The 14,034-nt window shown below is 60.3% G+C and carries 11 protein-coding genes and 1 pseudogene; 1 reads left to right on the top strand and 11 read right to left on the bottom strand.

Going from position 1 to position 14,034, the window contains the following annotated elements:
- Positions 1 to 16: 16 nt before the first annotated feature.
- The 11 genes from murD to ACESWY_RS06390 form a co-directional block, all read right to left on the bottom strand.
- Positions 17 to 1,423, bottom strand: coding sequence for a UDP-N-acetylmuramoyl-L-alanine--D-glutamate ligase (murD, locus tag ACESWY_RS06440; RefSeq protein WP_161115920.1), 1,407 nt, complete (start codon positions 1,421 to 1,423; stop codon positions 17 to 19).
- A gap of 9 nt (positions 1,424 to 1,432) precedes the next feature.
- Entirely contained in the window at positions 1,433 to 2,452 is a 1,020-nt protein-coding gene (gene mraY / locus ACESWY_RS06435; RefSeq protein ID WP_373093681.1) for a phospho-N-acetylmuramoyl-pentapeptide-transferase, read from the bottom strand.
- 3 nt (positions 2,453 to 2,455) lie between these two features.
- Complete coding sequence (locus tag ACESWY_RS06430; RefSeq protein ID WP_196033217.1) at positions 2,456 to 3,880, bottom strand: UDP-N-acetylmuramoyl-tripeptide--D-alanyl-D-alanine ligase; 1,425 nt, start codon at positions 3,878 to 3,880, stop codon at positions 2,456 to 2,458.
- 127 nt (positions 3,881 to 4,007) lie between these two features.
- Positions 4,008 to 5,708: a peptidoglycan D,D-transpeptidase FtsI family protein gene (locus ACESWY_RS06425; RefSeq protein ID WP_373093679.1), complete on the bottom strand. Its 1,701-nt coding sequence runs from the start codon at positions 5,706 to 5,708 to the stop codon at positions 4,008 to 4,010.
- A gap of 182 nt (positions 5,709 to 5,890) precedes the next feature.
- Positions 5,891 to 6,361 (bottom strand): hypothetical protein, encoded by a 471-nt coding sequence (locus ACESWY_RS06420; protein ID WP_373093678.1) that lies wholly within the window; start codon positions 6,359 to 6,361, stop codon positions 5,891 to 5,893.
- Positions 6,362 to 6,451: 90 nt separating this feature from the next.
- Positions 6,452 to 7,417 carry a 16S rRNA (cytosine(1402)-N(4))-methyltransferase RsmH gene (gene rsmH / locus ACESWY_RS06415; protein ID WP_117636014.1) on the bottom strand — a complete coding sequence of 322 codons (966 nt, stop codon included), beginning with the start codon at positions 7,415 to 7,417 and terminating at the stop codon, positions 6,452 to 6,454.
- Between the two features lie 20 nt (positions 7,418 to 7,437).
- Positions 7,438 to 7,872, bottom strand: coding sequence for a division/cell wall cluster transcriptional repressor MraZ (locus tag ACESWY_RS06410; RefSeq protein WP_035137949.1), 435 nt, complete (start codon positions 7,870 to 7,872; stop codon positions 7,438 to 7,440).
- 461 nt (positions 7,873 to 8,333) lie between these two features.
- Positions 8,334 to 9,275 carry a site-specific tyrosine recombinase XerD gene (gene xerD, locus ACESWY_RS06405; protein WP_373094335.1) on the bottom strand — a complete coding sequence of 314 codons (942 nt, stop codon included), beginning with the start codon at positions 9,273 to 9,275 and terminating at the stop codon, positions 8,334 to 8,336.
- A 2-nt stretch (positions 9,276 to 9,277) separates the two neighbouring features.
- Complete coding sequence (gene pyrG / locus ACESWY_RS06400) at positions 9,278 to 10,939, bottom strand: CTP synthase (protein WP_373094337.1); 1,662 nt, start codon at positions 10,937 to 10,939, stop codon at positions 9,278 to 9,280.
- Positions 10,940 to 11,117: 178 nt separating this feature from the next.
- Positions 11,118 to 11,456, bottom strand: coding sequence for a helix-turn-helix domain-containing protein (locus ACESWY_RS06395; RefSeq protein WP_161115922.1), 339 nt, complete (start codon positions 11,454 to 11,456; stop codon positions 11,118 to 11,120).
- Between the two features lie 256 nt (positions 11,457 to 11,712).
- On the bottom strand, positions 11,713 to 13,194 hold the full coding sequence (locus ACESWY_RS06390) for a DUF1846 domain-containing protein (protein WP_006234276.1): 1,482 nt from the start codon (positions 13,192 to 13,194) through the stop codon (positions 11,713 to 11,715).
- Between the two features lie 449 nt (positions 13,195 to 13,643).
- Here ACESWY_RS06390 and ACESWY_RS06385 point away from each other — a divergent pair.
- Positions 13,644 to 14,034: pseudogene (locus tag ACESWY_RS06385) on the top strand (IS110 family transposase); the annotation flags it as partial.

The raw sequence follows: 14,034 nt of genomic DNA, 5'->3' as shown, positions 1-14,034 counted from the left end.
CTCTCACCGGCAACCCCTATTCCATTTGCGATTTCGCCGCAGCGGCAAGCTGGGCCACATAGTCCTTAAACACGCGGCCGCGCTCCTCATAGCCCGAGAACTCATCGAACGAAGAGCAGGCAGGAGAAAGTAAGATCACGTCGCCACGGCTCGACAGCGAACGGGCGACGTCCACGGCATCGCGCAGGTCATCCGCCTGGGCGATATCCACGTCACCATCGACATCGGCCTCGTCCATAGCGGCGGTAAAGCGCTCGCGCGCATCGCCAAAGCAAACGACCGAGCGCACGTTGTCCATAACGACGCGGGCAAAGTCCGCAAGCGGCGTACCCTTATCGTGGCCGCCGAGCAGCAAAATCACATCGTCGTCGGGAAACGCCGTCAGGGCCTTTTCGACTGCATCGGTGTTCGTTGCCTTGGAATCGTTGACGTAGCGCACGCCATCGATCTCGCCACAGGGCTCAACGCGGTGCTCCAGCGGCTGGAACGATGCCAAACCACGGCAAATGCCCTCGGGATCGGCACCGACGGCCAAAGCAGCCGTGGCAGCACATAGGGCATTGATGACATTGTGATGGCCCGAGATCTTGAGCTCGGAAGTGGCGACAAGCTGAGTCTCGACGCCCTTCAGGCGGACGACCAACTTGCCGTCGCGCACAAAGGCGGCGTCTGCACCCTCGGGCTCGTCAAAAGCGACCTTGCAGATGCGGCGGCCCGGCATGTAGATGTACTCATCGAACTCATGGATGCCGGCATCCTCAACGTCGATAACCACGAGGTCGTCGTCGACCATATTCTCGAACAACTTGATCTTGGCAAGCGCATAGTTCTTGTGGCTCTTGTGCCAGCCCAGGTGGTCGGGCGTGATGTTGAGCAGCACCGCCACGCGAGGATGAAGCTCGGCGGTCGTAGCAATCTGATAACTCGACAGCTCGGCCACAAACCACTCATTATGTGCGCGGCCGTCGATCTCGTTCACGGGCGGCTCACCGATATTGCCGACGGCCACGCTGGCTTCACCGGCGGCCTTGAGCAGATAATCAGTCAGCGACGTGGTAGTTGTCTTGCCGTTGGTGCCCGTGATGGCAATCCAATTTTGGGGAGACAAGCGATAGGCAAACTCGGGCTCGCCCATAATCTGAGCGGCATGCTCACGCCCCGCCTTAAAGAAGGACGAGAACTCCGAAATACCCGGGCATGTCACGCACACGTCATAGGCGCCCTCGACCTGTTCGGCCCCATAGACAAACGACGCACCAGCAGCCTCGAGCGCACGCGTGGCGTCATTGGGCTCAGAGGTGCCGCCGCCATACACGGTAACGGCGCTTACGCGCTCGGGATGTGCCAGCGCCCAGCGGGCGACATCGAGACCGGATTTGCCCTGACCCAAAACGAGCAGGCTAAAGACATCAGCAAGAGGCATGAAAGACCACTATCCCAACTGGAAGAACAAAGCAAGGCCAACGGCACCAAAGGCCGCAGCGATAATCCAAAAACGGATGACGACCTTGGTCTCGGCCCAGCCCTTCTTTTCGAAATGATGATGGATGGGCGCCATAAGGAAGACGCGCTTGTGCGTAAAGTGGAAGTAGACAACCTGAATCATGACCGACAGGGTCTCAACGATAAACAGGCCGCCGATGATGAGGGAGACGACCTCGGTGTTGGTCATGATGGACGTGCAGGCAAACGCGGCGCCCAGGGCAAGCGAGCCGGTATCGCCCATAAAGATGCTCGCCGGATAGCAGTTGAACCACAGAAAGCCCAAGCAGGCACCGGCACACGCGGTGCAGAAGATGGACAGGTTCACGTCTCCGTGCAAAAACGCCATGGCAGCCATGGCGAGCATGGCGATCATGGAGGTGCCGCCAGCAAGACCGTCAAGGCCATCGGTCAGGTTCACGGCATTAGAAAGACCGGCGATCATCAGCCAGCAAAAGACAATGTAGAGCCACGGGAACGAAAGGCCGCAGATGGTGGTCGAAAGAACACCGAGGTCAATCGTCAGGCCGCCGGGAAAACGAATCTCGGGGGCGACGCCGCACCAGTTGACGGCAAGTACCGTAAAGGTGACACAGATAGTGGTTAGGCCGATCATCTTGGCATGAGGCGTCAGACCGAGCGAGCGCCCGTGCGTAACGGAGGTCAGGTCGTCGATCAGGCCCAGCACGCCGGTCGCCAGCGTGGCGAGCAGCACGAGCACGAGCTCGGTGGTGAGCTTGCCCATCAGCAGGCAGGTCAGCGAGATCGCGACGAGGATGACAACGCCACCCATGGTGGGCGTTCCCTGCTTAACCAAATGACGCTTGGGGCCGTCGGCACGAACCTGCTGGCCGATACCCTCGACCTTGAGCAGCTTGATCCACCACGGCATGAGCAGCAGCGCAATGGCAGCGGCGATGCCAAGCCCCAAAAAAGCCTGATACGTTGGATACGAGGGATTGCCGAACATGGGCTAGCACACACCTTCCACAAAGCGGTCGAGCTCAACAAAACGGGAACCCTTGACCAGTACAACATCATGTTTTTCAAGCGCGCCGCCCATGCGGTCGAGCACCTGCTGATAATCGGAGAACACCTGGATGCGGTCCTCGTCCATGCCCATCATGCGCGCGGCATCGGCCATAAGCTGGGCCAGCTCACCACCCACGCACGCCAGCATGTCGAGCTTCTTGGCGGCGGCATAGGCGCCCACGAGCTCATGCATGCGAGGAGCCTCATCGCCCATCTCGCCCATCTCGCCCAGGATCGCCATGCGAGACCCCGTGCACGAAAGCGAGCACAGCAGATCGAGGCCAGCAGCCATGGATTCGGCACTGGCGTTATAGGAATCGTCGATGACGCGGGCACCGCTCTTGGCGCGCTTGATCTCTTGGCGGTGACCGGTGATCGTGAGGCCCCTAAAGGCAGCATCGATCTGCTCGGGCGTCACGCCCAGGCGATAGGCAACCGCGGCGGCCTTAACGGCATTTGGGACGGACTGCACGCCGGGGATGGCAAGCATGGTATCGATTGTCTCGCCCTGACCAAAATCGAGCGTAAAGACCGGACGGCCCTCGTCATCAACTCGAACGTCGCGGGCACGGACCTCATCATCGTCCGAGACGCCGGCCAGCATCACGTCGATACCAGCAGGCTGGGCGAACGTATCGCGAATGAACGGCGTAAAGTCGTCCTCGCCGCCCAAAACCAGCAGCGGCAAGAAGTCGCCAGCGGCGCACATACCCTGGACAATCTCGGCCTTAGCGCGGGCGATGTTCTCGCGGCTACCCAAAATGCCGATATGAGAGGTACCAATCTTGCTCACGATGGCAAGGTTGGGATTGGCGGACTGGGACAGGCGCTCGATCTCGTGGAAATGGTTCATGCCCATCTCGAGCACCAGGACCTCGGTATCGGCCGGAGCGGAAAGCACCGTGAGTGGCATGCCGATCAGGTTATTGAAATTGCCCTTGGTGGCCCAGACACGATAGCGCTTGGCGAGCACGGCGGCGAGCACGTCCTTGGTCGTCGTCTTGCCGATGGAACCGGTAATACCAACGACCAGGCAGCCAAGCTCCAGACGGTACGTGTGCGCCAAACGCAGCAGAAACTCCTCGGGATCATCGGTCAGCAAGATGGCACAGCCCTTGTCCTGCGCCAGCGAGACCAGCTCGGCCTCGGGCTCACGCGTCATCACGACGGCGCCGGCACCCGACTGGACGGCACGGGAAGCAAAATCATTGCCGTCGACGTTTTCACCGGGAAAGGCGACGAAAATCGTCCCTTCCTCGACCTGGCGCGAGTCGATAACGCACCCGCGGCATACCTGATCGGCTTCTCCCGTCACGGTTCGGGCCCCTGTTGCGGCCGCGAGGTTGTTGACGGCGATCTCTATCATTGCAGCTCCCCTGTAAACCTAATAATGCTATCGGCGTATTGTATCCCAGCGCCGCGCATGCGTGGTGCAGGGCATGTGAACACCCCTCATATGGGACAACAAACCACGCCCCAAAGATTGTAACCCCCTACTTCGTGTGCGGGATACCCAGCACGTCGAGCGCGTTGGCCATAATGGACTGGAACGGCACCGCAGCGGCATCTGAGCCGCTCGGCGTTCCGTCGAGCGTGATATAGCACAGCACCTTGGGCGATTGTGCCGGTGCAAAGCCCATAAAGGACGACATGTAGTTCTCCTTGAGGTAGCCGCCGTTCTCGTCGGCTCGTTCGGCCGTACCGGTCTTACCCGCCACGTCATAGCCGTCAACCGCGCCGCCAACGCCCGTTCCCTCGGACACGACCGTCTGCATGCACGATGTCACCTGGGATGCGGCGTCCTCCGAAATCGCGCGCTCGCCTTCGCCCCAGTCCTTCTCGTCGCCCTTGCTGGACTTATAGAAGTGCGGGGTCATCATCACGCCGCCGTTGGCGATGCCGCCCACGGCACGTGCGATCTCAATCGGCGAGACGGACAGCGCCTGTCCAAAGCTCATCGAACCCAGCGTGGCGCCGTCATACTGGTCACGCTCCTTGACGATGCCCAGGCTCTCGCCCGGAAAATCGACACCGGAGCTGTGACCTATGCCCCACTTGTCCACATAGGCGGCAAAGTCATCCGCACCGATCTTGCGCCCCACCAGGACAAAGCCCACGTTGGACGAACGGCGCATCATCTCGCGCACATCCATGGTCATGGCATAGTCGCGCTTGTCGGCATCGGTGACGGTATCGTCGCCCACCTTGATGCTCGCCGGCACCTCAAACGACGTACTCGATCGCACGACGCCCAAGTCGAAGCCGGCGCCCGCCACGAGCGTCTTAAAGACCGAGCCGGGCTCGTAGGCGTCGGTGACCAGGCGCAGATTCATATCCTCGGTCTTGGCATTCTCCAGATCGGTCTGGTCGTAGGTCGGGTACGAGCAGGCTGCCAAAATCTCGCCTGTCGTAGGATCGGTGACCAGCGCCGAGCCGTTCTTGGCCTTAGTCTTCTCAACTGCCTCTGCCAGGGCATCCTCGGCCGCACGCTGGATATTGACGTCGAGCGTCGTCACGATATCAACGCCGTCGACCGCAGCCACCTTTTTATAGGCACCGCCCGCGATATAGCTGCCGTCCCTCGCGCGCTCGCGCACGAGGGTACCATTCGTGCCGGTCAGAAGCTTGTTGTATTGCTTTTCGAGACCCGTCAAGCCGTCGTTGTCTACATTCACTACACCCAGCACCTGCGATGCCAGATTGCCGTATGGATATACGCGCTTCATGGCCTGCTCAAAAAGCACGCCGGGCAGGTTCTTCTTCTCCAGCGCCGCAGCATCGTCTTCGTCCACCTGGCGCTTGATATACACCCAGGTGCCATCGGACTCGACGAGCTTGCGGCAGGTCTTTTTATCGATTCCAGTTGCCTTGACCAGCGCCGACACCGTCTTGTCAACATCCTCGACAAGCTGCGGGTTCACGGCGATGTTGCGACATTCGACCGACGACGCCAGCACGTTACCGTTGCGGTCGTAGATGGTGCCGCGTTTGGCATAGAGGGTCTGTGCAAGCAGGCGGCGCGCATCGGCACGCTCGCGCAGTTTATCGGCTTCGACAATTTGATAGTCGGCAAGGCGAAAGACGCCCAAGCTCAAACCAAGCCCGATGAAGCCCATGATGGCTTTGCGGCGAGGCAGAGGCGTGCCTGTGAGCCATTCGGTCGACGAACTCTTGCGCGACCTGGTGTTATGCATTTGAGGACCACTCGAGCCACGGAGACGCGACGCGGGGTCGTTGCCATAGGACGGCCTCGCGTTGTAAGATGGCCGACCCGTTCCTTGATAACCAGAACGTCCCCGCGATGAGGGACGTCCAGAACCGCGACCCCCGTCGGAGCCGCGGCGATAGTCATTTGTCATACTCAGCTACCGTCTTGTTACTGAGCGGTCGCGGTCGAGCTAGCGCCCGCGGCTGCATCCTGCGAAAAGTCAAGTGTAACGCTCTCGCTGGGCTCCACCATGCCATAAGCGCCCGCAAGGTCGCGAATGCGCGTGTCGGCACCATAGACCGAATGCATGACCTCCAGGTCGGAGCTCTCATCGGTCGCCTTCTCGAGCGTGTTGGTAAGCGCGGCGTTGCTGTTGAGCACCTGGGCCGTAACGCCGGCGAGCGCCACACGGGCGACACCGATCGTCATGAAGATGGCCGCAATGATGCAAAACGTTTTAAGAACGCTCATGAAAACCGGGCTTACCGCCTGGTTTGCCTGACGGCCCGCGCCCGTGTAGACATCAAGGCGCGGCGTGCGCTGCTCGCGGGGAGCAGCGGGAGCCTGCGGTGCCTCACGATAGGCGGGCATGGCGTTCATATCATAGGCGAGTGCTGCGTTTGAAGTGTTGTAGCCCATGATATGCCGCCTCCCATCCCGAGTACGTTGGTAGTGTGTTTAAGCTTCGTTTGTGGTACGAGCGGGAGGTCCAATATCGCGCGGTCGCGTCTACAGACGCTGCGCCACGCGGATCTTGGCTGATCTCGCCCGAGGGTTGCGCGCAACCTCATCGGGTTGGGCAACCAGGGGTTTGCGGGTGATGACCTTGAGTATCGGCACGTTGCCGCACACGCACACCGGAATCTCCGGCGGACACGTGCACCCCTGGCTCATCTCCTTAAAGTGGTTCTTTACGATACGGTCCTCGAGCGAGTGATATGAGATGACGCAGATGCGTCCGCCCGGGTTGAGCCACCTTGTGGCGGCGTCAAGCCCTCGCTCGAGCACATCGAGTTCGTGATTGACCTCGATGCGAATGGCCTGGAAACTCTTCTTGGCTGGATGTCCGCCATGCCGACGAGCGGCAGCGGGGATACCAGCCTTGATGATCTCGACAAACTGACCGGTGGTTTCGATCGGCTCATGCTCGCGGCGGCGCACGATCTCGCGCGCGATCTGCGAGGCAAACTTCTCTTCGCCATAGACGCGTAGAATCCGGGCGAGGTCGTGTTCGTTATAGGTGTTGATGACCTCAGCTGCGTTTAAGGTGTTGTTACCCGGATCCATCCGCATGTCCAATGGGGCGTCCTCGTTGTACGAAAAGCCCCTGCCAGGGATATCGAGTTGCGGCGACGAAACGCCCAAGTCGAACAGGAAGCCATCGACCCCGGGCACCTCGGCCGAGCAAAGCAGCTCGTCCAAGTCGCCGAAGTTGCCCTTCAGCAGCTGGTGCGGGACGCCGGGAACCTCGCGGTCCAGACGGGCGCCAGCGGCCTCGAGGGCCATGTCGTCCTGATCGACGCCGAGCAAAAGGCCGGTCTCCCCCACCTGCGCGGCCATCTTTACCGAATGGCCGGCACCGCCAAGGGTGCAGTCGCAGACGACGGAGCCGCTCTTTAGCTGCAGCGACTCAAGCACTTCGCCGAGCATGACAGGTTCATGCCGATATTCTTGTGTCAAGATCCCACGCTCCATCCGTTACTCGTGCCTTGCCCTTACGAGAAGAAGAGGTCCAGCAGGGCCTCGTCGTCATCGTCCTCATCGGCCGTAGCGCGGTCCCAAACCTCAAGGTGGTCGTAGTTGCCCACAACCGTGACCTCGCGGTCGAGGTTCGCCTGCTTGCGGAGAGACTCAGAAAGACCGATACGACCCGCGCTGTCCACATCCATCGACGTGGTGCGCTTGTTGATCGCCCTCATGAGCTTCTGGTCGTTGATGTCACGCGGGTTAAAACCCTCGTGGCCCTCACGACCCGCGAAGAGTCCTTCGACCCACTTATCGAAGGCCTCGGCAGAGAACACGTACAGAGCATCGACATCCAGGGCTTTAAACACGCGAACGTGCTCTCCAAGCTCCTCGCGAAGGGGTGCAGGCAGGGATAGACGACCTTTTGCATCGAGATTGCGCTCGTATGCACCCGTCATTCCCATGTGCGCCCTCCCCTCGGTTACTCAGATGGCACGTACGCGGGGAACCACCCCGCCTGTCGACGTCATCAATAATATGGGGAACCGCCCCATTTTTCAACACCTTTCCCCACCCCTTCCCCCACCCCACCCCACCACTCCACCCCCAATATGTTGTAAAACACCCCCGAGCATATGTTCGAAAACACAATATGTTGTGTTTGCAGCAAAGGCGGGATGCCACCTGTAGAACCACGCCCGCGAACCTCAACCTTCAAGTTGACCTTGAGGCGATTTTTACGTCCCTTTACACACCGTTCACATCGCCCCCAAACTCCCCCACCCACGGTACACACGGCCCACCAACGCGTCGGTGTCTGGCGAAAATGGGACGGGCCCCAGATTGCCCATGTGCGCAAAAGTGCGTCTCGGCAATCTGGGGCCCGTCCCCTTTAATATTTATAAATATGCAGGTCAGCGAGGTGCTAGCGATGTGCCAACGGATGCGCCGCCAGATAGACCTCGGTCAGTTGCGTGCGGTCGACATGCGTGTAGACCTGCGTGGTCGAAATATCGGCATGGCCCAAAATCTCCTGCAGCACACGCAGGTCGGCACCGCCCGCGAGCATGTGGGTGGCAAAGGAGTGGCGCAGGGTGTGGGGATGGAGCCCAACCAGCCCCACCTGGCGCCCATACCGCTCGCATATCGCATGCACGGCCTGGCGCGACAGGCGACGTCCGTTCTTATTTAAAAAGACCGCCGAGGTCTCCATCCCGTGAGCATGCGCGGCCAGGAGAGTGCGCCCGTCACCTATATAGTGTGTCAGGGCGCGAGCCGCGCTTCCCACCAACGGGGCCAGACGCTCCTTGGAGCCCTTACCGCGCACCAGGACAAACCCGTCATCAATATGGATATCGCCCACATCGAGCCCAACCAGCTCACTCACGCGCAAACCGCATCCGTAGAGCACTTCCAAGATGGCATGATCGCGCAGCCCCATCTCGCCCTCGGGAAAGTCTTGATCGAGCAGTGCCGAGACATCCTCCACCGAAAGGTATTCCGGCAGGCGATCTGCCTTTTTGGGCAGGCGCAACGCCGCCGTCGGGTTTTGGGCCACGGCCCCATCGCGCACCAAAAAGGCATGCAGGCCCTTCACGGCAGCAAGCGCGCGCTCCACCGAGGCGTCGGAATAGCCTCCGTCGCGGCGATCGGCAATAAAGTCCTCCACGACCTGACGGGTCACCTCTTCAAAAGACACAATGCCCGCCCGCTCCAGATAGGCGCAGTACGTCGTCAGGTCACGACGGTAGGCCGCAATCGTGTTGCGCGCCAAACCCCGCTCGACCGCAAGGTAATCGAGATACTCCCCCGCCACCACAGCGAGCGACGAGGGAGTAGCTTCGGTATGTTCCTGGTTCTCCGGCACCCTTAGTCCGTAGCGAGGTTCTTGGGCGTCACCTGCAGACGGTCGACACCCTCGTGCTGGCCGATCGAGGCGCGCACGAACTCGCGGAACAGCGGCTGCGGGTTGGTCGGACGGCTCTTGAACTCGGGGTGAGCCTGGGTGGCCACATACCACGGATGTACGTCGCGCGGCAGCTCGACCATCTCGACCAGGCGCTCGTCGGGCGACAGACCCGAGATAACCAAGCCGGCGTCCTCGAGCTGGTCACGGAAGGCGTTGTTGAACTCAAAGCGATGACGGTGACGCTCGTAGACGAGCTCCTCGCCATATGCCTCGCGAGCAAGGGTATCGGCGGCGAGCTTGCACGGATAGGCGCCCAGGCGCATGGTGCCGCCCTTCTCGGTCACGTCCTCCTGCGAGCTCATCAGATCGATGACGCTAAACGGGCCGTCCGGATCGAACTCGGAGGAGCTGGCGCCGGCAAGGCCGACGACGTTGCGGGCGAACTCGCACACGGCCACCTGCATACCCAGGCAAATGCCCAGATACGGAATCTTGTGCTCACGGGCAAACTCGGCCGCGAGGATCTTGCCCTCCAGGGCGCGCTTGCCAAAGCCGCCGGGGACCAGGATGCCCGAGGCGTCGCCCAGAACCTCGGAGACATTCTGCTCGTCGAGGCTCTCGCCATCGACCAGCTGCACGTCAACGTGGCGATCGTAGAACACACCCGCGTGGTGCAGGGCCTCGATAACCGACAGGTAGGCATCGGGCAGCTGCGTATACTTGCCCACGACGGCGATCTTCACCTTGTCGGCGTGCTGGTTGGCATGGTTCTGCTTGCGCAGGAACTCGTTCCACTGACTCATGTCGCGCTCACGCGGGTCCAGACCCAGACGCTCGCAAATGCGCAGGTCAAAGTCCTGCTCGGCGAGCAGCTGCGGAACATCGTAGATGCTCGCGCAGTCCTCGTTGGTAAAGACGCAGTCGGTGTCGACGTCGCAGAAGCTTGCGATCTTGCCGCGGATGGCATCGTCGATATGGTGGTCGGAGCGCAGAACGATAATATCGGGCTGGATACCAAAGCTGCGGAGCTCCTTAACGGAGTGCTGCGTCGGCTTGGTCTTGACCTCGTGGGCGGCGGCGATATAGGGAACGAGCGACACGTGGATGTAGCAGACGTTCTCGGGGCCGGCCTCCTTGCGGTACTGGCGAATGGCCTCGACAAACGGCTGCGACTCGATGTCGCCGATAGTGCCGCCCAACTCAGTGATGACCACGTCGGAGCCGGTCTGCTCCTCAATACGACGGAACTTATCCTTAATGGCGTTCGTGACGTGAGGAATCACCTGCACGGTGCCGCCCAAAAAGTCACCGCGACGTTCACGGGCAATCAGGCTCTTATAGATGGCACCAGTCGTAAAGTTGGAATCACGGGTCAGGTTCTCGTCAATAAAGCGCTCGTAATGACCCAGGTCCAGGTCGGACTCGTAACCATCCTCGGTAACGAAGACCTCACCATGCTGGAAGGGGCTCATGGTACCGGGGTCGACGTTCAGATACGGGTCGGCCTTCTGCATCGTTACTTTGTAGCCACGCGACTTGAGCAGACGGCCCAGCGAGGCCGCGGTGATACCCTTGCCCAGGGACGAAACCACGCCACCGGTTACGAACACATGCTTGGTCATATTGAGTTACCTGCGCTTCCCGTAGAAGTTGTTTATCCACATCTTACGGGTCTTCATTGTAATACTCGCGCCGCGGACCGTTCGCAATTTTTCTCGCGTGCGATTGCATTTCTCAATCTTGAAACAAAACGCCGCCCGGTTTCCCAGGCGGCGTCGCTGTGGCAAGGGTTACATGCTGCTATCGATCAGCAACCTCGTCCTCAAGCATTTCTTGAACGAGCATGCCGGTACGGACGCCCTCAAGATACCACTCGCCACGTTCGGTGAGGCAAATGCCATTTGCAAGCTGACCGCCGTCGTCGCTATAACGCGAGACGACATCAATCATGCCTTCGGAATCCAAGCGATCGATTGCGGCGCGGACACGATACGGCGAAACCCCCACGCGCTCGGCAAGCGTTTTGCGCGAGAAACCATACGGCCCGCCATTGTCTTCGGTTTGCTGGTCGATCTCCATCAACACCAGCACCTCGACACGCTTCATATCGTTGACACTCGCACGACCCTTGCCCGCCATAGCAGCCTCCTCAAACCGAGCACGAGCATCTAACGCGCCGTGCGCGACCGACACACCTCACGATGGCAGGTAATATCCATCATGCGGCATCCCGCTAAGGATGAAACAGTTACGGTTATTGTATACCGCTCAAATTGTTTCTAGGCAGGTAAACAGCTATTTTTCGCCGAAATAGGCGCTTTATTGATCAAAAAGCCGTACCGGGCGCTAACCCGATACGGCCAAAATGCAATGCAATTACCGCGGTGCTTCAAACTTAGCGATGGAAGAAACCGCGGCGCTCAAACTTGGGCTCGCAGCACACGTTGATACCCAGTTTGCGCAGTACCGTCTCGTCCGTCGGCGAGATAATCACGCTAAAGAAGGCATCGCAACCGCGCAGCTGCTCCAGGCCCGAAAGGACGCGAGCGGCCGTCTCACTCGTGGCCGAGGTGATCGACAGCGCCATAAGCGTCTCGTCGGTGTGGAGGCGCGGGTTTTTGCTGCCCAGGAAATGCGTCTTGAGCTTGCTGATGGGCTCGATCGCCTCATCGCTGATAACCTCGAGCTCAAGGTCGACGCCCGAGACGTGCTTGAGGGCGTTCATAATGAGCGAACTTGCGGCGCCCAGGCGCGTGGAGGTCTTACCGGTCACCACGGAGCCATCGGGCATGACCATGGCACCCACGGGACCACCCGTCAGTTGCTCCCTGGTGAGGGCCGCCGAGCGCGCCGGTGAGTAGTTCTTATCGATGCCGGCTTTCTTCATAATAATCTTGAGACGGTCGACTTGCTCATCGCCCACGCCGGTACGGCGCACATTTTCGACCGCGGTAAAGTAGCGGCGGACAATCTCCATCTTGGAAGCGTCGCGGCAGGCATCGTCATCGGTGATGGCAAAGCCGACCATATTGACGCCCATGTCCGTAGGGCTCTGGTAGGGGCTCTTGCCCAGGATCTTTTCCATCAGGGCACGGACTACCGGGAAGGCCTCGACGTCGCGGTTGTAGTTGACCGTGGTCTTGTTGTAGGCCTCAAGGTGGAACGAATCGATGATATTGGCGTCGTCGAGGTCAGCCGTGGCGGCCTCGTAGGCAATATTGACCGGATGCGTCAGAGGAAGATTCCAGACCGGGAAGGTCTCGAACTTGGCATAGCCGGCGGCGGTACCGTGCTTATGCTCGTGATACAGCTGCGAGAGGCAAGTAGCGAGCTTGCCCGAGCCGGGGCCGGGTGCCGTCACGACAACGAGCGGACGCGTGGTCTCGACAAACTCGTTCTTGCCGTAGCCATCGTCGGACACGATCAGATCGACATCGTGCGGATACCCCTCGATGGGATAGTGCAGCTTGGCGGGAATACCGAGCGCGTTCAAGCGGTTGCGGAACACATCGGCAGCAGGCTGGCCGGCGTACTGGGTGATGACCACAGCCGCGACGGCAAAGCCGTTGCCGCGGAACAGGTCAACCAGGCGCAGCACATCCTCGTCATAGGTAATGCCAAGGTCACCACGAGCCTTGTTTTTCTCGATGTGGTTCGCGTTGATCGCGATGATAACCTCGACATCGTCGGCGATGCTCTTGAGCATGCGGAACTTGCTGTCCGGTTCAAAACCCGGCAGCACGCGGCTCGCATGATAGTCATCGAACAGCTTGCCGCCAAACTCCAAATAGAGCTTGCCACCAAACTGTGAGATGCGCTCCTTAATGTGAGCAGCCTGCAGCTCGATATACTTCGCGTTGTCGAAACCCTGGCGCATATATGGCTCCCGTCCCGTTTCCATTTAATGTTCTAGGCGATTATAACGGAGCAGACCCTCCCCAACGCCCAAGCAATCAACTGGCACCAACCAAACACGCCATCGATAAGTTGCGGTGAAATAGTTCCCGTTTAACCCCTCAAGACGGCCAAACAGGAACTATTCCACCGCAACTTCCCCTTTTGGCGCAAAGTAATCTGACCCCTTTGCACCAACAGCAGAAACGTTGCGGGCAGAGAACGGACAGCGAACAGGCACCAGAGCGAGCAAGCTGTCCCCCTGCAGCAACAATGGCAGCGCCGCAGGTGGGGCAAAAGTCAGACACTATGACCCAATCCAGGGGCACGGAAACGACAGGAGCCCCCGCTCGTGACCGCGGGTCGGGGCTGCGACAATGTTGTTGAAGTGCCAGAGGCGCAGCCGCGCCGCAACGAGGTTGGGAGGCTCCCGTGCCTAGATATTCTACCGCCTTCGGAATGGACGTACACCTCAGGTCCACCACCGTCTGCGCGCTCGACGCGGAGACGGGCGAGGCCGTGACGAGGAGGTTCCGCGGCAACCCCTGGGGCGAGGTCGCGGAGTGGATGTCGGGCTTCCCCGGCCCGTCGCTCGCCGCCTACGAGAGCGGCTACCTCGGCTTCGCCCCGCAGAGGGAGCTCTCCGGGCTCGGCGTCGACTGCGTCGTCGCGGCCGTCTCCAGGGTCCCGAGGTCGTCGGCAGACCTCTCGTCCAAGAACGACCGCAACGACGCGGCCAGGATGGCCAAGGCGATACTGTCGCACGACGTCACCCCGGTATGGGTGCCGTCCCCCGAGATCGAGGGGCTCAGGGACCTCGCCG

It is taken from the genome of Collinsella aerofaciens ATCC 25986 (assembly GCF_964237925.1).
Lineage (GTDB): Bacteria > Actinomycetota > Coriobacteriia > Coriobacteriales > Coriobacteriaceae > Collinsella > Collinsella aerofaciens_BJ.
This window is presented reverse-complemented; position numbering and strand designations above follow the sequence as displayed.

Bases quoted from the DNA above. Each gene is read 5' to 3' on its own strand.
- murD (WP_161115920.1), bottom strand. From the start codon at position 1,423: ATGCCTCTTGCTGATGTCTTTAGCCTGCTCGTTTTGGGTCAGGGCAAA.
- mraY (WP_373093681.1), bottom strand. From the start codon at position 2,452: ATGTTCGGCAATCCCTCGTATCCAACGTATCAGGCTTTTTTGGGGCTT.
- ACESWY_RS06430 (WP_196033217.1), bottom strand. From the start codon at position 3,880: ATGATAGAGATCGCCGTCAACAACCTCGCGGCCGCAACAGGGGCCCGA.
- ACESWY_RS06425 (WP_373093679.1), bottom strand. From the start codon at position 5,708: ATGCATAACACCAGGTCGCGCAAGAGTTCGTCGACCGAATGGCTCACA.
- ACESWY_RS06420 (WP_373093678.1), bottom strand. From the start codon at position 6,361: ATGGGCTACAACACTTCAAACGCAGCACTCGCCTATGATATGAACGCC.
- rsmH (WP_117636014.1), bottom strand. From the start codon at position 7,417: ATGGAGCGTGGGATCTTGACACAAGAATATCGGCATGAACCTGTCATG.
- ACESWY_RS06410 (WP_035137949.1), bottom strand. From the start codon at position 7,872: ATGGGAATGACGGGTGCATACGAGCGCAATCTCGATGCAAAAGGTCGT.
- pyrG (WP_373094337.1), bottom strand. From the start codon at position 10,939: ATGACCAAGCATGTGTTCGTAACCGGTGGCGTGGTTTCGTCCCTGGGC.
- ACESWY_RS06395 (WP_161115922.1), bottom strand. From the start codon at position 11,456: ATGGCGGGCAAGGGTCGTGCGAGTGTCAACGATATGAAGCGTGTCGAG.
- ACESWY_RS06390 (WP_006234276.1), bottom strand. From the start codon at position 13,194: ATGCGCCAGGGTTTCGACAACGCGAAGTATATCGAGCTGCAGGCTGCT.